Annotated in this window: 17 protein-coding genes; 12 read left to right on the forward strand and 5 right to left on the reverse strand. The window is 59.7% G+C overall.

Translation table 11 applies throughout. The features are described from left to right. Positions 1-103: 103 nt before the first annotated feature. From ACIPL2_RS21315 to ACIPL2_RS21330, 4 genes are all read left to right on the forward strand, one after another. On the forward strand, positions 104-577 hold the full coding sequence (locus tag ACIPL2_RS21315; RefSeq protein ID WP_401359333.1) for a MarR family winged helix-turn-helix transcriptional regulator: 474 nt from the start codon (positions 104-106) through the stop codon (positions 575-577). Beyond that, a complete protein-coding gene (locus ACIPL2_RS21320) occupies positions 574-2,043 on the forward strand; it encodes an efflux transporter outer membrane subunit (protein ID WP_401359335.1) in 1,470 nt (489 codons plus the stop codon). Before ACIPL2_RS21315 ends, ACIPL2_RS21320 begins: the two co-directional genes overlap by 4 nt. Before the next feature lie 15 nt (positions 2,044-2,058). Further along, a complete protein-coding gene (locus tag ACIPL2_RS21325; protein ID WP_401359337.1) occupies positions 2,059-3,261 on the forward strand; it encodes an HlyD family efflux transporter periplasmic adaptor subunit in 1,203 nt (400 codons plus the stop codon). A 160-nt stretch (positions 3,262-3,421) separates the two neighbouring features. Next, a complete protein-coding gene (locus tag ACIPL2_RS21330; RefSeq protein WP_401359339.1) occupies positions 3,422-4,951 on the forward strand; it encodes a DHA2 family efflux MFS transporter permease subunit in 1,530 nt (509 codons plus the stop codon). Between the two features lie 112 nt (positions 4,952-5,063). On the opposite strand, the gene lpxH is transcribed toward ACIPL2_RS21330, so the two are convergent. Together lpxH and ACIPL2_RS21340 are read right to left on the reverse strand one after the other, a co-directional pair. After that, on the reverse strand, positions 5,064-5,807 hold the full coding sequence (lpxH, locus tag ACIPL2_RS21335; RefSeq protein ID WP_401359341.1) for a UDP-2,3-diacylglucosamine diphosphatase: 744 nt from the start codon (positions 5,805-5,807) through the stop codon (positions 5,064-5,066). Continuing rightward, positions 5,804-6,307 (reverse strand): peptidylprolyl isomerase, encoded by a 504-nt coding sequence (locus ACIPL2_RS21340; protein WP_401359343.1) that lies wholly within the window; start codon positions 6,305-6,307, stop codon positions 5,804-5,806. The genes lpxH and ACIPL2_RS21340 overlap by 4 nt, the downstream gene beginning before the upstream one ends. A 250-nt stretch (positions 6,308-6,557) precedes the next feature. Between ACIPL2_RS21340 and ACIPL2_RS21345 the strand changes: the two genes are divergently transcribed. Both ACIPL2_RS21345 and cysS read left to right on the forward strand, forming a co-directional pair. Further along, positions 6,558-8,258: a glutamine--tRNA ligase/YqeY domain fusion protein gene (locus ACIPL2_RS21345; RefSeq protein WP_401359345.1), complete on the forward strand. Its 1,701-nt coding sequence runs from the start codon at positions 6,558-6,560 to the stop codon at positions 8,256-8,258. Between the two features lie 17 nt (positions 8,259-8,275). Further along, positions 8,276-9,658: a cysteine--tRNA ligase gene (gene cysS / locus ACIPL2_RS21350; protein WP_401359347.1), complete on the forward strand. Its 1,383-nt coding sequence runs from the start codon at positions 8,276-8,278 to the stop codon at positions 9,656-9,658. 198 nt (positions 9,659-9,856) lie between these two features. Here the strand turns inward: cysS and ACIPL2_RS21355 are convergent, their stop codons facing one another. Continuing rightward, positions 9,857-11,698 (reverse strand): sigma-54-dependent Fis family transcriptional regulator, encoded by a 1,842-nt coding sequence (locus ACIPL2_RS21355; RefSeq protein ID WP_401359349.1) that lies wholly within the window; start codon positions 11,696-11,698, stop codon positions 9,857-9,859. 369 nt (positions 11,699-12,067) lie between these two features. Between ACIPL2_RS21355 and ACIPL2_RS21360 the strand changes: the two genes are divergently transcribed. From ACIPL2_RS21360 to ACIPL2_RS21385, 6 genes are read left to right on the forward strand one after another with little or no spacing between them, the layout of a single operon-like run. Next, positions 12,068-13,162, forward strand: a complete 1,095-nt coding sequence (locus ACIPL2_RS21360; RefSeq protein WP_401359351.1) for an ABC transporter ATP-binding protein — start codon at positions 12,068-12,070, stop codon at positions 13,160-13,162. Then, positions 13,162-14,253: an ABC transporter ATP-binding protein gene (locus ACIPL2_RS21365; RefSeq protein WP_401359353.1), complete on the forward strand. Its 1,092-nt coding sequence runs from the start codon at positions 13,162-13,164 to the stop codon at positions 14,251-14,253. The genes ACIPL2_RS21360 and ACIPL2_RS21365 overlap by 1 nt, the downstream gene beginning before the upstream one ends. A gap of 2 nt (positions 14,254-14,255) precedes the next feature. Then, positions 14,256-15,122, forward strand: coding sequence for a carbohydrate ABC transporter permease (locus ACIPL2_RS21370; RefSeq protein ID WP_401359355.1), 867 nt, complete (start codon positions 14,256-14,258; stop codon positions 15,120-15,122). 8 nt (positions 15,123-15,130) lie between these two features. Further along, on the forward strand, positions 15,131-15,931 hold the full coding sequence (locus tag ACIPL2_RS21375; protein WP_017339615.1) for a carbohydrate ABC transporter permease: 801 nt from the start codon (positions 15,131-15,133) through the stop codon (positions 15,929-15,931). Positions 15,932-15,941: 10 nt separating this feature from the next. Then, positions 15,942-16,214 (forward strand): DUF2160 domain-containing protein, encoded by a 273-nt coding sequence (locus tag ACIPL2_RS21380; protein ID WP_008146061.1) that lies wholly within the window; start codon positions 15,942-15,944, stop codon positions 16,212-16,214. A gap of 47 nt (positions 16,215-16,261) precedes the next feature. After that, positions 16,262-18,004, forward strand: a complete 1,743-nt coding sequence (locus tag ACIPL2_RS21385) for an ABC transporter substrate-binding protein (protein WP_401359358.1) — start codon at positions 16,262-16,264, stop codon at positions 18,002-18,004. A 640-nt stretch (positions 18,005-18,644) separates the two neighbouring features. Here the strand turns inward: ACIPL2_RS21385 and ACIPL2_RS21390 are convergent. Both ACIPL2_RS21390 and ACIPL2_RS21395 read right to left on the reverse strand, forming a co-directional pair. Further along, the gene (locus ACIPL2_RS21390) at positions 18,645-18,959 is read right to left on the reverse strand and encodes a helix-turn-helix domain-containing protein (RefSeq protein ID WP_401359361.1); all 315 of its coding nucleotides are present in this window, start codon (positions 18,957-18,959) and stop codon (positions 18,645-18,647) included. After that, complete coding sequence (locus tag ACIPL2_RS21395) at positions 18,949-19,299, reverse strand: toxin (RefSeq protein WP_401359381.1); 351 nt, start codon at positions 19,297-19,299, stop codon at positions 18,949-18,951. The genes ACIPL2_RS21390 and ACIPL2_RS21395 overlap by 11 nt, the downstream gene beginning before the upstream one ends. Between the last annotated feature and the right edge of the window lie 21 nt (positions 19,300-19,320).

The following is a 19,320-nucleotide window of genomic DNA, read 5'->3' on the forward strand; positions in this document are numbered from 1 at the left end:
ATCACCTAAATACCAAGCAACCTAACTATTACGTTGACATTCGCTGCCTAGGCAGTAACATCTCGTCATACATTCACTGCCTAGGCAGCTAATTGGTGGCTCGATGAAACACTTCACCCCAGACGGATTCCACAATTGCCATCTCGGCCTCTTGCTCGGGCGCGCCGCGCTGCTCAAGGACCGGATCATCGACACCCACATGGAACCCCACGGCATCACCGCCGCGCAGTTCAAGGTGCTGATCATCATGGCCCAGTTTGGCGTCGATACCCCGGCCGAACTGTGCCGGCACCTGTCCCTGGACAGCGGTTCGATGACGCGCATGCTCGATCGTCTGGAACAGAAAGGTTTCCTCGCCCGCCAACGTTCCGAGGCGGATCGCCGTCAGGTGCAGCTGGTGCTGACCGAAGAAGGGCAGAAGCTCGCTGACCGCCTGCCGCACATCGGTGCCGACGCCATGAATGAACTGGCAGGCGCCATCAGCCCGGAAGAGCTGGCAACCCTGGAACAGATCCTGAAGAAAATCTTGGTGGCAGCCGGTGACTCGATCACCTTGCTGCGGGTAGGTGACAAATGAGCAGCAAAACCCTGCGTACCAGCCTGAGTGCGGTGTTGTTGGCCATGAGCCTGGCCGGTTGCGCCAGTTACAGCGGCTTGAACACCGAAGGCGTCAACCTGGAAGCGAAAAACCTCAAGGCCGGACAATCCCTCAGCGGCGTGACCCTGTCGCCAGCGGCCTGGCCGAAAAGCGATTGGTGGAAAAGCCTCGGCGATCCGCAGCTCGACGGTCTGATCCGCGAAGCCCTGCACGACAGCCCCGACATGCAAATTGCCGACGCCCGCGCCCATCAGGCCAGCGCCGCCGCGTATGCCGCCGACGCCGCGCGGATGCCGACTCTCGATGCCAGCGCTGGCATCAGCCGTTCTCGCCTGGCCAAAGATCAAGACCCGAGAGGCCAGGGTGATGCGTACGCCACCGTGCGTAACATCGGCGCCAGTTTCAATTACAACTTCGACCTCTGGGGCGGTCAGCGTGACGCCTGGGAAGCCGCGTTGGGCCAGGCCCGCGCTGCTGAAGTCGATCAGCAGGCCGCGCAGCTGACCTTGTCTGCCGATGTCGCCCGCGCTTACAGCGATCTGGGTCAGGCGCACATCGTCTATGACCTGGCCAGTGAAGACCTCAAGCGCACCCGGCAAATGCTCGACCTGAGCCAGCGTCGCCTGAGCTCGGGCATCGACAGCCAGTACCAGTTCCAGCAAACCGAAAGCCTCGAAGCCACCTCCGAAGCCAGCCTGATCGACGCCGAAAAACGCCTGCAAAGCGCGAAAATCGCGTTGGCCGTGCTGCTGGGCAAAGGCCCGGATCGCGGCAACGAAATCGCCCGACCGAAAATCCTCCAGGCCAGCGCCGTGGCATTGCCGTCGGTACTGCCCGCCGAGTTGCTCGGTCGTCGTCCCGACCTGGTGGCCGCGCGCTGGCGGGTCGAGGCAGCGAGCAAGAACATCGACGCCGGCAAAACCCAGTTCTATCCCAACCTCAACCTGAGCGCCGCTGCCGGTGCCGAGTCGTTGCTGGGCGATGCGATGTTCGGTTCGGCGAGTCGATTCTTCAATGTCGCGCCGACAATTTCGGTACCAATTTTCGACGGCGGCCGCCTGCGTGCCGACCTGGATTCCCGCGACGCCGACTACGACCTCGCCGTGGCGCAGTACAACAAAAGCCTGGTGAAAGCCTTGGGCGATGTCAGCGACACCATCAACCAGTTGCGCGACATCGGCCGGCAGATCGGGGCGCAGCAACACGCCACCGACATTGCCCAGGATTCATACAACACCGTGGTCCAGCGCTACGGTTCCGGCATCGGCAACTACCTGGACGTGCTCAGCATCGAGCAGCAATTGCTCCAGGCCCAGCGTCAGCTGGCCAACCTGAATGCCGAGCAGATCGACCTGTCGATCCAACTGATGCAGGCGCTGGGCGGTGGCTTCCAGGGCGAAACCCTGGCCGCCGCCAAGACAACCCCAGCCACGCTGACCCACTAATTCAAGGTAACTGTCATGGCCACTGCCGAAACAACTTCAAACCCTGACAACGCACCCGACACCAGCAATCCGCGCAAACGCAAAGTGATGCTGGTGGTCCTCGCGATCGTGGTGATCCTCGCCGGTATCGGCGTCTGGGGTTATCACGAATTCTACGGTCGCTGGAATGAAAGCACCGACGACGCCTACGTGAACGGCAACGTGGTGGAAATCACCCCGCTGGTCACCGGCACCGTCGTCAGCATCGGTGCCGACGATGGCGACCTGGTTCACGAAGGCCAGGTGCTGATCAACTTCGACCCGAACGACGCCGAAATCGGTCTGCAAAATGCCCAGGCCCAGCTGGCGCGCACCGTGCGCCAGGTTCGCGGTTTGTACAGCAACGTCGACGGCATGAAAGCCCAGGTCAACGCCCAGCAGGCTGAAGTGCAGAAGGCTCAGGACAACTTCAATCGGCGGAAGAATCTGGCTGCCGGCGGGGCGATTTCCCAGGAAGAACTGTCCCACGCTCGCGATGACCTGACCTCGGCGCAAAACGCCTTGGCCAACGCCAAGCAACAACTCAAGACCACCAGCGCGCTGGTCGATGACACCGTGGTGTCGTCGCATCCGGACGTGATGGCCGCCGCCGCGCAACTGCGTCAGGCGTACCTGAACAACTCGCGCAGCACCTTGATCGCGCCGGTCACCGGTTACGTCGCCAAGCGTTCGGTGCAACTGGGCCAACGGGTCCAGCCGGGTACGGCGCTGATGGCCGTCATTCCACTGGATCAGCTGTGGATCGACGCCAATTTCAAGGAAACCCAGCTGCGTGACATGCGCATCGGTCAACCGGTGGACATCCAGGCCGACCTGTACGGCAGCAGCGTGAAGTACAGCGGCACCATCGACAGCCTCGGCGCCGGTACCGGCAGCGCGTTTGCCCTGCTGCCGGCACAGAACGCCACCGGTAACTGGATCAAGATCGTCCAGCGCGTGCCGGTGCGGATTCACATCAACCCCGAAGAACTGGCCAAGCACCCGTTGCGGGTCGGCCTGTCGACTCAGGTCGATGTGAACCTGCACGACCAGAGCGGCCCGGTGCTGGCGCAACAGCCGCCGCAAAAGGCTTCATTCAGCACCAACGTCTATGACCGTCAGTTGGCCGAGGCCGACGCGATGATCGCTCAGTTGATCCACGACAACAGCGCCGTGGTCAGCAAGACCGCGCAACGCTGATTATCACGCCGACCCTGTGGGAGCGAGCCTGCTCGCGATAGCGGTGGATCAATCAACAAAGATGCTGAATGTTAATCCGCCATCGCGAGCAGGCTCGCTCCCACAAGGTCAGCTGCGTCCGTAACCGGCGCGGCACCCATCAGGTTTCAAAGGATTCGCGATGAGCAATAACGCGTCTTTCACGCCGCCCAGCCTGCTGCTCAGCACCATTGGCCTGTCGCTGGCGACTTTCATGCAAGTGCTCGACACCACCATCGCCAACGTGGCGCTGCCGACGATTTCGGGCAACCTGGGCGTGAGTTCGGAGCAGGGCACCTGGGTGATCACTTCGTTCGCCGTGAGTAACGCCATCGCGTTGCCGCTGACCGGTTGGCTCAGCCGGCGTTTCGGTGAGGTGAAGCTGTTTCTGTGGGCGACCATCCTTTTCGTAATTGCCTCGTTCCTTTGCGGTATCTCGACCTCGATGCCCGAGCTGATCGGCTTCCGTGTGCTGCAAGGCCTGGTGGCGGGTCCGCTGTACCCGATGACTCAAACATTGCTGATCGCGGTTTATCCACCGGCCAGGCGCGGCATGGCCCTGGCGTTGCTGGCGATGGTCACGGTGGTGGCGCCGATTGCCGGGCCGATTCTCGGTGGCTGGATCACCGACAGTTACAGCTGGCCGTGGATCTTCTTTATCAACGTGCCGATCGGGATTTTCGCGGTGATGGTGGTGCGTTCGCAGCTCAAGGCGCGCCCGGTGGTGACCAGTTACCAGCCGATGGATTACGTGGGGTTGATCACGCTGATCATTGGCGTTGGCGCGCTGCAGGTGATTCTCGACAAGGGCAACGACCTGGACTGGTTCGAATCGAACTTCATCATCATTGGCGCCGCTATCTCGGTGATTGCGCTGGCGGTGTTCGTGATCTGGGAAATGACCGACAAACACCCGGTGGTCAACCTGCGGCTGTTTGCCTATCGAAACTTTCGCATCGGCACGATCGTGTTGGTGTTGGGATACGCCGGGTTCTTCGGCATCAACCTGATCCTGCCGCAATGGCTGCAAACCCAGATGGGCTACACGGCGACGTGGGCCGGGTTGGCGGTGGCACCGATCGGGATTCTGCCGGTATTGATGTCGCCGTTTGTCGGCAAATACGCGCACAAATTCGACCTGCGGCTGCTGGCCGGCCTGGCATTCCTGGCGATTGGCCTGAGTTGCTTCATGCGTGCCGGGTTTACCAACGAAGTGGACTTCCAGCACATCGCCCTGGTGCAGTTGTTCATGGGGATTGGTGTGGCGCTGTTCTTCATGCCGACGTTGAGCATTCTGATGTCGGACTTACCACCGAGCCAGATCGCCGACGGCGCGGGGCTGGCCACGTTCCTGCGGACCTTGGGCGGCAGTTTTGCGGCATCGCTGACCACCTGGATCTGGATTCGCCGGGCGGACCAGCACCATGCGTATTTGAGTGAAAGCATCACCACGTATGAGCCGGCGACCCGGGAGGCGTTGAACAACCTGGGTGGGGCGGGCAATCCGGCGTATGCGCAACTGGATCATGTGCTGACCAGCCAGGCGTACATGCTCTCCACCGTGGATTACTTCACGTTGCTGGGGTGGGCGTTCATGGGGCTTATCGTGATCGTCTGGCTGGCGAAACCGCCGTTCGCGGCGAAGGCCGGGCCTGCAGCCAGCGGTCACTGACCCCGCCACACCCCTGTAGGAGCGAGGCTTGCCCGCGAAGGCGTCATATCAGGCGACACATTTGCTGACTGACACGACGCCTTCGCGGGCAAGCCTCGCTCCTACAGGGGGCTCATTCGAGGCTCAGGCGCGGGTGACCAAAGTCAAACGGCGCCAACGCAAACCCTTGCTCATCCACCTGCAACGCCCAGCCCTGGCGATCCCAATCCCCCAACACAATGCGCTTGGCCGCCTGCTCGCCAATCTGCAACTTGTGGATAGCGGGGCGATGGGTGTGCCCATGGATCAAGGTTTTCACGCCGTAGGCCTGCATGATCCGCGGCACTTCGCCCGGGGTGACATCGACGATGTCATTGGCCTTCATCCGCGTCTGGGCACGGCTTTCGCTGCGCAGTTTGCGCGCCAGTTTCTGCCGGGTGCCCAAGGGCAAATGCCGCAGGATGAACAGGGTGATCGGGTTGCGCAGGTAACGACGCAGCTTCATATAGCCAATGTCGCGGGTGCACAGGCTGTCGCCGTGCATCAATAGCACCGGCTCGCCGTTGAACTGCACGACACTCGGGTCCTTCAGCAAGGTACAACCGGCCTGTTTGCAAAAGGCCCGCCCAAGCATGAAGTCGCGATTGCCGTGCATCAGAAAAATTGCCGTGCCGCTGTCGCTGAGATCGCGCAGGGCCTGGCAGATGGAACGCTGGAACGGCGTCATGGCATCGTCGCCAATCCACGCCTCAAAAAAATCGCCGAGGATGTACAACGCACTCGCCGAACGGGCGCGTCCGGCGAGCAAATCCAGAAACGCCCGGGTAATGTCCGGGCGCTCCTCTTCCAGATGTAAGTCTGAAATCAGCAGTATCACTCAATGATCTCGGCTTTCTCGATGATCACGTCGTCTGCTGGCACGTCCTGGTGGCCGGACTTCATGGTGGTGGAAACACCTTTGATCTTGTCGACAACGTCAGTGCCGGCAACCACTTTGGCGAATACCGCGTAGCCCCAGCCCTGGGTGGTCTTGGCGCTGTGGTTGAGGAAGCTGTTGTCAGCCACGTTGATGAAGAACTGGGCGGACGCCGAATGCGGCTCCATGGTGCGCGCCATGGCCACGCTGTACTTCTCGTTCGGCAGGCCGTTGTCGGCTTCGTTCTGGATGCTTGGGCGCTTGTCTTTCTTTTCTTTCATGCCTGGCTCGAAACCGCCGCCCTGGATCATGAAGTTACCGATGACGCGGTGGAAAACCGTGTTTTCGTAGTGACCGGCTTTAACGTATTCGATGAAGTTGGCCACGGTGATCGGGGCTTTTTCAGCGTTCAGTTCCAGGACGATGTCGCCATGGTTGGTGGTCAGTTTGACTTGGGTCATGATCGGTACTCTTTCTAGGAATTCGTGGGTTTCGGGGCGTTACAACCCCCAACCGGTCTGGCCAGCAACAGCCAAGGTGCGCAGTTTAGCGCGACAGACGGGAATTTCGAGGCTGTTTTTCATGTGCATCCGATTAAATGCAGCCGTTTTCGGGCCCGCTCTGTCAGCGACTTGACGGCATCGGCTATGATAGGCCCCTTTGTTTTGTCAGGCCCGTCTCCGGCCGCGCACTTGTACGTCCAAGGATCCTATGAGCAAGCCCACTGTCGAACCTACCTCGAATTCCAAGACCGGCCCTGCCGTGCCGGTCAATTTCCTGCGCCCGATCATCCAGGCGGACCTGGACTCGGGTAAGCACACGCAGATCGTCACCCGTTTCCCGCCTGAGCCCAACGGCTACCTGCACATCGGTCACGCCAAGTCGATTTGCGTGAACTTCGGCCTGGCCCAGGAATTCGGCGGCGTCACGCACCTGCGTTTCGACGACACCAACCCGGCCAAGGAAGACCAGGAATACATCGACGCGATCGAAAGCGACATCAAATGGCTGGGCTTCGAATGGTCCGGCGAAGTGCGCTACGCCTCGCAGTATTTCGACCAGTTGCACGACTGGGCCGTTGAGCTGATCAAGGCCGGCAAGGCCTACGTTGACGACCTGAGCCCGGAGCAGGCCAAGGAATACCGCGGCACCCTGACCGAGCCGGGCAAGAACAGCCCGTTCCGCGACCGTACCGTGGAAGAAAACCTCGACTGGTTCGCCCGCATGAAGGCCGGCGAATTCCAGGACGGCGCACGCGTGCTGCGGGCCAAGATCGACATGGCCTCGCCGAACATGAACCTGCGCGACCCGATCATGTATCGCATCCGTCACGCGCATCACCACCAGACCGGCGACAAGTGGTGCATCTACCCGAACTACGACTTCACCCACGGTCAGTCGGACGCCATCGAAGGCATCACCCACTCGATCTGCACCCTGGAATTCGAAAGCCATCGTCCGCTGTACGACTGGTTCCTGGACGCCTTGCCAGTACCGGCGCACCCGCGCCAGTACGAATTCAGCCGCCTGAACCTGAACTACACCATCACCAGCAAGCGCAAGCTCAAGCAACTGGTTGATGAAAAGCACGTGTTCGGCTGGGACGACCCGCGCATGTCCACGCTGTCGGGCTTCCGCCGCCGTGGCTACACCCCGGCGTCGATCCGTAACTTCTGCGAGATGGTCGGCACCAACCGTTCCGACGGCGTGGTCGACTACGGCATGCTTGAATTCAGCATCCGTCAGGACCTGGATCAGAACGCTCCGCGCGCCATGTGCGTGCTGCGTCCGTTGAAGGTGGTGATCACCAACTACCCGCAAGACCAGGTCGAAAACCTCGAACTGCCGCGTCATCCGCAGAAAGAAGAACTCGGCGTGCGCAAGCTGCCGTTCGCCCGTGAAATCTACATCGACCGCGATGACTTCATGGAAGAGCCGCCAAAAGGCTACAAGCGCCTGGAACCGAATGGCGAAGTGCGTCTGCGCGGCAGCTACGTGATTCGTGCCGACGAAGCGATCAAGGACGCCGAGGGCAACATCGTCGAACTGCGTTGCTCCTATGATCCGGAAACCCTGGGCAAGAACCCTGAAGGCCGCAAGGTCAAAGGCGTGGTGCATTGGGTGCCGGCAGCAGCCAGCATCGAGTGCGAAGTGCGTCTGTACGATCGCCTGTTCCGTTCGGCCAACCCTGAGAAGGCCGAAGACAGCGCCAGTTTCCTGGACAACATCAACCCTGACTCGCTGCAAGTTCTCACAGGTTGTCGTGCCGAGCCTTCGCTGGGCGACGCACAGCCGGAAGACCGTTTCCAGTTCGAGCGCGAAGGTTACTTCTGCGCGGATATCAAGGACTCGAAACCGGGCGCTCCGGTGTTCAACCGTACCGTGACCTTGCGTGATTCGTGGGGCCAGTGATTCAAGGAAACTGACAAGTGCTGACGATCTACAACACGCTCACCAAGAGCAAAGAAGTCTTCAAGCCGCTGGATGGCAACAAGGTGCGCATGTACGTCTGCGGGATGACCGTGTACGACTACTGCCACCTCGGCCACGGCCGCAGCATGGTCGCGTTTGACCTGGTGACCCGCTGGTTGCGGTTCAGCGGCTACGACCTGACCTACGTGCGCAACATCACCGACATCGACGACAAGATCATCAATCGCGCCCGTGAAAACGGCGAGTCGTTCGAAGCGCTGACCGAGCGCATGATCGCGGCGATGCACGAAGATGAAGCGCGCCTGAACATCAAGAAGCCGGACATGGAGCCGCGCGCCACCGGCCACATCGCCGGCATGCACGCGATGATCCAGACCCTGATCGACAAGGGCTACGCCTACGCCCCGGGCAATGGCGACGTGTACTACCGCGTCGCCAAGTTCATGGGCTACGGCAAGCTGTCGCGCAAGAAAATCGAAGACCTGCGCATTGGCGCGCGGATCGAAGTCGACGAGTCGAAACAGGACCCGCTGGACTTCGTGCTGTGGAAAGCCGCCAAGCCGGGTGAACCAAGCTGGGCATCGCCGTGGGGCGACGGTCGTCCGGGCTGGCACATCGAGTGCTCGGTGATGTCGACCTGCTGCCTCGGCGAGACCTTCGACATTCATGGCGGCGGCAGCGACCTCGAGTTCCCGCACCACGAAAACGAAATCGCCCAGAGTGAAGCGGCCACCGGCAAGACCTACGCCAACGCGTGGATGCATTGCGGCATGATTCGCATCAATGGCGAAAAGATGTCCAAGTCCTTGAACAACTTCTTCACCATTCGCGACGTGCTGGAAAAGTACCACCCGGAAGTCGTGCGTTACCTGCTGGTGTCGAGCCACTACCGCAGCGCGATCAACTATTCGGAAGACAACCTCAAGGACGCCAAAGGCGCACTCGAGCGTTTCTACCACGCGTTGAAAGGCCTGCCGAACGTGGCGCCTGCTGGCGGCGAAGCGTTCGTCGAGCGTTTCACCCAGGTGATGAACGACGATTTCGGCACGCCGGAAGCCTGCGCGGTGCTGTTCGAGATGGTGCGCGAGATCAACCGTCTGCGCGAGAGCGATCTTGATGCAGCGGCCGGTTTGGCGGCGCGCTTGAAGGAACTGGCCAGTGTGTTGGGTGTGTTGCAGCTTGAGGCGGATGACTTCCTGCAGGCCGGTGCTGAAGGGCGGGTTGATGCGGCTGAGGTGGATGCGCTGATTGCGGCGCGTCTGGCCGCTCGTGCGGGTAAAGACTGGGCCGAATCCGACCGCATCCGCGACCAGCTCACCGCCATGGGCGTGGTTCTGGAAGACGGCAAGGGCGGCACGACCTGGCGTTTGGCTGACTGATTGTTGTGTTCGTTACAAACAAAACCCGCCTTGTGCGGGTTTTTGTTTATGCGCAGGGCACTAGGACTGCGGTGACAAGGCTGACGCCTTCGCGAGCAAGCCCGCTCCCACATTTGATTACGGCGTACACGAATCCAATGTGGGAGCGGGCTTGCTCGCGAAGGTCTCAACCCGAACACCGCCAGCGCGGTTCACCTGTCATTCCGTCTGGCGCAACCGCTTGTAAAGGGTATTGCGGCTCACCCCGAGCCTACGAGCTAAATGGGAGATATTCCCCCCAGCCGCCTGCAACAACCGATTCAAATCCTCGGCATCATTCAAATCCACCGCCAGCGGTTCCGGGGTCTCAACCGGCTCCATCTCCAGATCGACAAAAAAATCATCCGGCAAATGCTCCGGCCGCACCGGTTGTTCTTCGGCCATGGCCAGCGCCACCTGCATCACGCTGCTGACCTGACGCAAATTCCCCGGCCACGGATGACGGCTGAACAATTCCATCACCTCACGGCTCAATCCCGCCCACTGCGACGGCTCGCGGTGCTGTTCCCACAGCCGCTTAAACAGCGCCTGCTTGTCTGAGCGTTCCCGTAGCGGCGGCAACTCCAGGGTCAGGCCGCCGATGCGGTAGTACAAATCCTCACGGAAACGCCCCAGTTGCACCTGCTCACGCAACGAGCGGTTAGTCGCCGAGATGATGCGGATGTCCACCGGGAACAGCTCGCTGCTGCCCACCGGTTGTACGCAACGCTCCTGCAACACGCGCAACAGCCGGGCCTGGGTCGGCAGCGGCATATCACCGATTTCATCGAGGAACAGCGTGCCTTTGTCGGCCTTGCGGATCAGCCCGATGCTGCCTTTCTGATTGGCACCGGTGAATGCGCCTTTCTCGTAGCCAAACAGCTCGGATTCCACCAGTTCGGCGGGGATCGCTGCACAGTTGACGGCAATGAACGGTTGTTTGCTGCGGGAACTGGCTTGGTGCAACGCTTTGACGAAAACTTCCTTGCCGACGCCAGTTTCACCGTGGATCAGCAGCGGAATGTCTTTCTCCAGCAAACGCTCGGCCTGACGCACGGCTTTTTCTACGCGACTGTCACCGAAATGCAGGGTGTTGAGGCTGATCGCCGCCGGTGCCGCCGATTCGATGCTCTTGGGTTCAGAAAACACCCGGGCCTGAATCGGCACCTGTTTCGGTCGCTTCAACAGGCATTGAAAGCGATTGCGCCCGGAGGCTTGCAGGGCGAAGGGCAGGCCATCGGGCTGGTTCAACAGCTCCAGCAAGGACACCTTGAACAGGCTCTCGACGCTGACCCGAGACAGGCTGATGCCCAGCAAATTATCGGCCCGGCGATTGGCCGACAGCACCTGGCCGGTTTCATCGAAGATCAGCAACCCGGCCCACTGGCTGTCGAGGTTGTTCAGCCCGGTGTTGAAGGTCAGTTGGAAATGCTGGCCATGGAACAGGTTGAGGATCAGCCGGTTTTCCACGGTCTGGCTCATCATCTTGACCATGCCGAGGGTGTGGGACGGCGGCAGGTAGCTGTCGCTGGACACATCCAGCACCGCGATCACCTTGCGTTCGGCATCGAAAATCGGCGCGGCGGAACCGGTCATGAAGCGGTTGGCCTTGAGAAAGTGTTCATCGTGCTCGATGTGCACCGCTTGCTCGCAGGCGAGCGCAGTGCCGATGGCGTTGGTGCCGCTGCAACGCTCCATCCAGCTGGCCCCGGCGCTGAAACCGCGGGTCAGGCTCGGCTCGATAAAACGTTGGGTGCCCCAGGACGTCAGCACCTGGCCCTGGTTGTCGGCCAGCATGATCAGGCAATTGGAATTGCTCAGGATGTTTTCGTAATACGGCAGGACTTCCTGGTGGGTGGTCTGCACCAGTGAATGCTGGCTCTCCAGCAACTGCGCGATGCCTTCGGCCGGCAACTGGTCGAACGCCGGAGCGCTCTGATGATCGAGGCCGAACGCGCGGCAACGGGACCAGGAGTCCTGGATGATGGCGTCGTGGGAGAGCGGCGAGGCAGGTGCGGCCATGGCAGGCAATCTCTGAGCAAAGCTTTATTGTTTTTATGGAGTCTGCATCACGTTCAAACGCTACATAACTGTAGGAGCCAGGCTTGCCGGCGAAGGCGATTTCAAAGACGCCTTCGCCGGCAAGCCTGGCTCCTACAGGGGCGATGTGTGGCTGAAAAGTGTTTATAGAGTGTTGTTCACTATTGTTCATTGTCAATCTTTGAACTGTTCAATTGTTCATTCGAGGTTGTTCATTTCTGTTCAGCAACGAAAGCGGTGTTTCCTCCATCTGCAGGATTTTCAAGCCGGATCAAAGGCTTGCCATTTCTGGCACGAAAGTCGCTCTACTGCTCAGGTCGCTTGACTCCAAATAATAAAAAAGGCCGAGCCATGTCATTAACCCTGGAGCACGTCAGCCGCACCGTCGAGGGCCAGACCTGGATCGACGATGCGTGCCTGAGTTTCGAACCCGGATCCTTCAACGTTTTGCTCGGTCGCACGCTGTCCGGCAAAACCAGTCTCATGCGCCTGATGGCCGGCCTGGATAAACCCGACAGCGGCCGCATCCTGATGAGCGGCGTCGATGTCACGCAGCGCCCGGTGCGCCTGCGCAACGTGTCGATGGTTTATCAGCAGTTCATCAATTACCCGACCATGACCGTGTTCGAGAACATCGCCTCGCCGTTGCGCCAGGGCGGTGTTTCCAACGAACTGATTCAGAGCAAAGTGCTGGAAACCGCGAAGATGCTGCGCATCGAGAAATTCCTCCAGCGCTATCCCCTCGAACTCTCCGGCGGTCAGCAACAGCGCACGGCCATGGCCCGGGCGCTGGTCAAGGACGCCGAGCTGATCCTGTTCGACGAGCCGCTGGTGAATCTCGATTACAAACTGCGCGAAGAGCTGCGTCAGGAAATGCGCGAGCTGTTCAAGGCGCGGCACACCATTGCCATCTACGCCACCACAGAACCCAACGAAGCCCTGGCCCTGGGTGGCACCACCACCATTCTTCACGAAGGCCGGGTGATCCAGAGCGGCCGATCCACCGAGGTTTATCACCAGCCACAAACGGTGCTGGCGGCCGAGTTGTTCTCCGAACCGCCGATCAACCTGATGCCCGGACGCATTGCCGGCAACGAAGTGAGTTTCGCCAATTTCGTGCATTTCCCGTTGAACGTGGACCTGCGACCGGTGGGCGAGGGCGAGTTCCGCTTCGGTGTGCGGCCGAGCCACATCTCGCTGGTGCCCAGCAACGACGACGATCTGGAACTGGCAGTGACCGTCGAGGTGGCCGAGATCAGCGGTTCGGAAACCTTCCTGCACGTGCGCAACGAGCATTTCCTGTTGGTGCTGCACCTGCCGGGTGTCCACGAATACGACGTCGATGCGCCGATTCGCATCTATATCCCGACCCATAAATTGTTTGTGTTCGATAAGCAGGGGCGGCTGGTCCAGGCGCCCGGTCGCCGTATCGCGAGGGTTGCCTGATGGCTGAAATTCGTTTGCAACACCTCGCCCACAGTTACACCCGCACGCCGAGCGGCCCTGAGGATTACGCGATACGCGAGATGGACCACGTCTGGGAGCAGGGCGGTGCCTACGCCTTGCTCGGGCCATCAGGCTGTGGCAAGTCGACGTTGCTCAACATCATTTCCGGGCTGCTCAGCCCGTCCCAGGGGCAGGTGTTGTTCGACAGCAAAGTGGTCAACGACCTGACCCCGGAGAAGCGCAACATCGCCCAGGTTTTCCAGTTTCCGGTGGTCTACGACACCATGACGGTGTTCGACAACCTGGCCTTTCCGCTGCGTAATCAGGGCATGGCCGAGGCGAAAATTCACAGCAAGGTGCAGGAAATCGCCGAGGTGCTCGACCTCCAGGCGTTGCTGAGCAAAAAGGCCCGCAACCTCACCGCCGATGAAAAACAGAAAGTCTCCATGGGCCGTGGGCTGGTGCGCGATGACGTCTCGGCGATCCTGTTCGACGAGCCGCTGACGGTGATCGATCCACACCTGAAGTGGAAGCTACGGCGCAAGCTCAAGCAGATCCACGAGCAGTTCAACATCACCATGGTCTACGTCACCCACGATCAGCTGGAAGCGTCGACCTTTGCCGACAAGATTGCGGTGATGTATGGCGGGCAGATCGTGCAATTCGGTACGCCGCGCGAGTTGTTCGAGCGGCCAAGCCATACCTTTGTCGGCTATTTCATCGGCAGCCCGGGGATGAACCTGATCGAGGTTCAGCCGCAGGCGGGCGGTGTCGGATTCGCCTCGACCCATTTGCCGCTGTCCGAAGCGATGCAGAAACGTATCGAAGAGTCCGAGTGGAAAACCCTCAAGGTCGGCATCCGTCCGGAGTTCGTGCATGTGTGGGACGAACCCTTTGATGACGCGATGCAGGCACGGGTCGTCCACGTCGAAGACCTCGGCACCTACAAGATCATGACCCTGAACCTCGATGGCACACCGCTGAAAGTGCGCCTGGCCGAAGACAAACCGGTGCCCGAGGGCATTGCGTACATCAGCTTCCCGGGCCAGTGGCTGATGGTCTATGCCGACGACTACCTGCTGGAGGTATAGCCATGAACAAGGTGCAGAACAACAAGGCGTGGTGGTTGGTGTTGCCGGTGTTTTTGCTGGTGGCGTTCAGTGCGGTGATCCCGATGATGACGGTGGTCAACTACTCGGTGCAGGACATCTTCGACCAGTCCAGCCGCTACTTCGTCGGCGCCGACTGGTACAAGCAGGTGCTGCTCGATCCACGGCTGCATGACTCGCTGCTGCGGCAATTCATCTACTCCGGCTGCGTGTTGCTGATCGAGATTCCGCTGGGCATCGCCATCGCCCTGACCATGCCGACCAAGGGCCGCTGGTCCTCGCTGGTGCTGATCATTCTGGCGATTCCGCTGCTGATCCCGTGGAACGTGGTGGGCACGATCTGGCAGATCTTCGGGCGGGCCGACATCGGTCTGCTCGGTTCGACCCTCAACGCCATGGGCATCAGCTACAACTATGCGGCGAACACCATGGACGCCTGGGTCACGGTGCTGGTGATGGATGTCTGGCACTGGACGTCGTTGGTGGCGTTGTTGTGCTTCTCCGGGCTGCGAGCGATTCCGGACGTGTACTACCAGGCGGCGCGAATTGATCGGGCATCGGCCTGGGCAGTTTTCCGGCACATCCAGTTGCCCAAGCTCAAGAGCGTGCTGTTGATCGCGGTGATGCTGCGGTTCATGGACAGTTTCATGATCTACACCGAGCCGTTCGTGCTCACCGGTGGCGGGCCGGGGAATGCCACGACCTTCTTGAGCCAGACCCTGACGCAAATGGCGATCGGGCAGTTTGACCTTGGTCCGGCGGCGGCTTTCTCGCTGGTGTACTTCCTGATCATCCTGTTGGTGTCCTGGCTGTTCTACACCGCCATGACTCACTCTGACGCCAACCGCTGAGGCCTGCCATGAGTAAAAGAAAGCTCATTCCGCTGCTGATCTACATCCTGTTCCTGCTGGTGCCGATCTATTGGCTGCTGAACATGTCCTTCAAGAGCAACACTGAAATCCTCAGTGGCCTGACCCTGTTTCCGCAGGATTTCACCTTCGCCAACTACAAAGTGATTTTCACCGATCCGGCCTGGTACACCGGTTACCTCAACTCGCTGTATTACGTAAGCCTGAACACGGTGATCTCGCTGAGCGTGGCGTTGCCGGCGGCGTATGCGTTCTCGCGCTACCGTTTTCTCGGCGACAAGCACCTGTTCTTCTGGCTGCTGACCAACCGCATGGCGCCGCCAGCGGTATTCCTGTTGCCGTTTTTCCAGTTGTATTCCTCGATCGGGTTGTTCGATACCCACATTGCCGTGGCGTTGGCCCACTGCTTGTTCAACGTGCCGCTGGCGGTGTGGATCCTCGAGGGCTTCATGTCCGGCGTGCCGAAGGAGATCGACGAAACGGCCTACATCGACGGCTACAGTTTTCCCAAGTTCTTCGTGAAGATTTTCGTCCCGCTGATTGGCTCCGGCATCGGCGTCACGGCGTTTTTCTGCTTCATGTTTTCCTGGGTCGAACTGCTGCTGGCGCGCACGCTGACCTCGGTGAACGCCAAGCCGATCGCGGCGGTGATGACCCGCACGGTTTCCGCGTCGGGCATTGACTGGGGCGTGCTGGCGGCGGCGGGGGTGTTGACCATCCTGCCGGGCATGCTGGTGATCTGGTTTGTTCGCAACCACGTGGCCAAGGGCTTTGCCCTGGGCCGGGTCTGAGGAGCTGATGATGGAATGGATGAGTTGGACCGGCCCGACGGCGGCGTTCTTCAGTGTCATTGCCTTGATCCTGGTGGGAATGACGACCTGGGAATTGCGTTCGCCGAGCATTCTTCGGCGTGGTTTGTTGCCGATTGCCACCACCCGTGGCGATCGGCTGTTTATCGGTCTTCTCGGCAGCGCCTACCTGCATTTGCTGGTAATCGGCGTCACCGACTGGAGCATCTGGGTTGCGTTCGCGTTGTCCCTGGTGTGGCTGTTGGCTGTGATGCGTTGGGGCTAGTCGAATCGCTCGGCAAAGTTGCTCCGAAACCCTATAAGGAGGTCTCTATGTTCGACAAAAACAATAAGCTGCGACATAGCATTTCATTGGCAGCCATGCTGGCACTCAGCGGTTTGAGCGCGTCTGCGTGGGCCGATGCCTACGAAGACGCGGCGAAAAAGTGGATCGGCAGTGAGTTCAAGCCGTCCACCCTGACGGCCGATCAGCAGCTGGAAGAATTGAAGTGGTTCATCAAGGCGGCGGAGCCCTTCCGCGGAATGAGCATCAAGGTGGTCTCGGAAACCATCGCGACCCATGAATATGAATCCAAAGTGCTGGCCAAGGCCTTCACCGAGATCACCGGGATCAAGCTGACCCACGACCTACTGCAGGAAGGCGACGTGGTGGAAAAGCTGCAGACCGTGATGCAATCGGACAAAAGCATCTATGACGGCTGGGTCAACGACTCGGACTTGATCGGTACGCATTTTCGGTACGGCAAGACCGAATCGATCACCGACCTGATGGCTAACGAAGGCAAAGACTTCACCTCGCCGACACTCGACATCAAGGATTTCATCGGCATTTCCTTCACCACTGCACCGGACGGCAAGATCTACCAGTTGCCTGACCAGCAGTTCGCCAACCTGTACTGGTTCCGTGCCGATTGGTTCGAACGCGCGGACCTCAAGGCCAAGTTCAAGGAAAAGTACGGCTACGACCTGGGCGTACCGGTGAACTGGTCGGCCTATGAAGACATTGCCAAGTTCTTCAGCGAAGACGTCAAGGAAATCGACGGCAAGCGTGTCTACGGGCACATGGACTACGGCAAGAAGGATCCGTCCCTGGGCTGGCGTTTCACCGATGCCTGGTTCTCCATGGCCGGTGGCGGCGACAAGGGCATTCCCAACGGCTTGCCGGTGGACGAGTGGGGCATTCGTGTCGAGGACTGCCACCCGGTGGGTTCCAGCGTGACCCGCGGCGGCGACACCAACGGCCCGGCGGCGGTGTTCGCCACCACCAAGTACGTCGACTGGCTGAAAAAGTACGCGCCACCGGAAGCGGCGGGCATGACCTTCTCCGAATCCGGCCCGGTGCCGTCCCAAGGCAGCATCGCCCAGCAGATTTTCTGGTACACCGCCTTCACCGCCGACATGACCAAGCCAGGCCTGGCGGTGATGAATGCCGATGGCACGCCGAAATGGCGCATGGCGCCGTCACCGCGAGGCCCGTATTGGGAGGAGGGCATGAAGCTTGGGTATCAGGACGTGGGTTCGTGGACGTTCATGAAATCCACGCCTGAGAAACAGAAACTGGCGGCCTGGCTCTATGCGCAGTTTGTGACGTCGAAAACGGTATCGCTGAAGAAAACCATCGTCGGCCTGACGCCGATTCGCGAGTCGGACATCAACTCTCAAGCGATGACTGACCTGGCACCGAAACTCGGTGGTTTGGTGGAGTTCTATCGCAGCCCGGCCCGTGTGCAATGGACCCCGACCGGGACCAACGTGCCGGACTATCCGCGTCTGGCACAATTGTGGTGGAGCCACATCGCCGAAGCCGCCAGTGGCGATAAAACTCCGCAACAGGCGCTGGACGGTTTGGCCAAGGATCAGGATGCAATCATGACCCGCTTGGAACGGTCGAAAGCGCAAACCACGTGCGCACCGAAGATGAACCCTGAGCGTGATGCGCAGTATTGGTTCGATCAGCCGGGCGCACCGAAGCCGAAATTGGCAAACGAGAAGCCTAAGGGTGAGACTGTGAGCTATAACGAGCTGCTGAAATCTTGGGCGGATGCGCGTAAGTAAAGTGGTTGTACGATGAAATGCGAACGGCACCGAGAGGTGCCGTTTTCATGGGTGCCGGTTTTACCGCATTTTCCTTGAACGAACGCGGTCCCCCTGTGGTAGCTGGCCTGCCAGCGATGGCGGCCTGATAGCCGACCATGTTCTTTCAGGGGTACATATCCATTTCTGCGGTAACGGCTGCTTAGGGTCTCGCCCTTACGGCGACTCACTTTTTTTTCAAACGCCAAAAAAAAGTAAGCAAAAAAAGGCTCGCCCCGGCGTCCGGCCCCTCGCTTAGGCTCGGCGTTCCTTCGCTCCGGTATTCATCTGGGCGCATCGCCTCCGGTCTGCTTCGCGACGACCTCCTCTCGATGTGTTCGACTGCGTCGAACGGCGCTACGCGCCTGCCCCCAGATGAACACCTCCACTCAGCCTCCCGAAGGGGCGGACAGATCAAAATCAAAAGCGGCAAGCGAGCTAACGCTCGGCCTGTTGAGTGGTGGGAATCAAAAGCGTACGCCGCTGTGCTTTTGATTTTCTGTAGGAGCGAGGCTTGCCCGCGAAGGCGGCCTGGTAGCCGACCAGTCTCTCGCAGATGTACCCGGCCCCCATTGTGGAAACAAGCCAGCTCGCGAAGGCGTCATCAGCCATCGCACTGGAATCAAGTCAACGCCGCCAGTTGTTCTACCGTTTCTGGAAACCGCTCGACCAGTCGAATCAAGGTCGTGGCCTGGGCATTTGGTTTTGCCCGTCCCTGCTCCCAGTTTTCCAGCGTTCGGGTATTCGTACGCAAATACATCGCGAATACCGATCGGGAAAGATTGAGCTGTTGACGGATGGCTACCACTTCCTCGGCAGTGATGGGCACCAGTTTTGGCAACTGAACTTTGTGGGTTCGCAAAGTGATTTTGCCTTGGCGCTCATCTGCAAGGGCTTCGAGGCCATCCATCAGTTCGGAAAAAATGTCACGTTTCATAGTGGGATCTCGTTTTGATTTCTTTTTCCAGCGCTTGTCTGAACAGTTTTTTCTGGGAGGGCGACAGGTCGTCTTGTACATTTTTGTCGTACACGGTGAACAGCCAGAATTGATCGAAGCCTGACCACCAGTAGTAAATCACCCGTAATCCGCTGCGCTTGCCTTTGCCTCGTCGTTGATCGCAGAAGCGGATTTTGCGCAGTCCACCGGTGCCCTCAATGAGATCGCCCGCTTCCGGATTCCTCAGCAACTCCAGTTGAAAGCTGCGAAACAGATCGTCATCCAGGTAATCGTCTCGATGTTTCTGAAACATACGTAATTCGATAAAAAGAGCATCCATGTTCTGTACGCTACCTACGTA

Source organism: Pseudomonas sp. NPDC086251, from assembly GCF_044746405.1.
In the GTDB taxonomy this organism is placed as follows: Bacteria; Pseudomonadota; Gammaproteobacteria; order Pseudomonadales; family Pseudomonadaceae; genus Aquipseudomonas.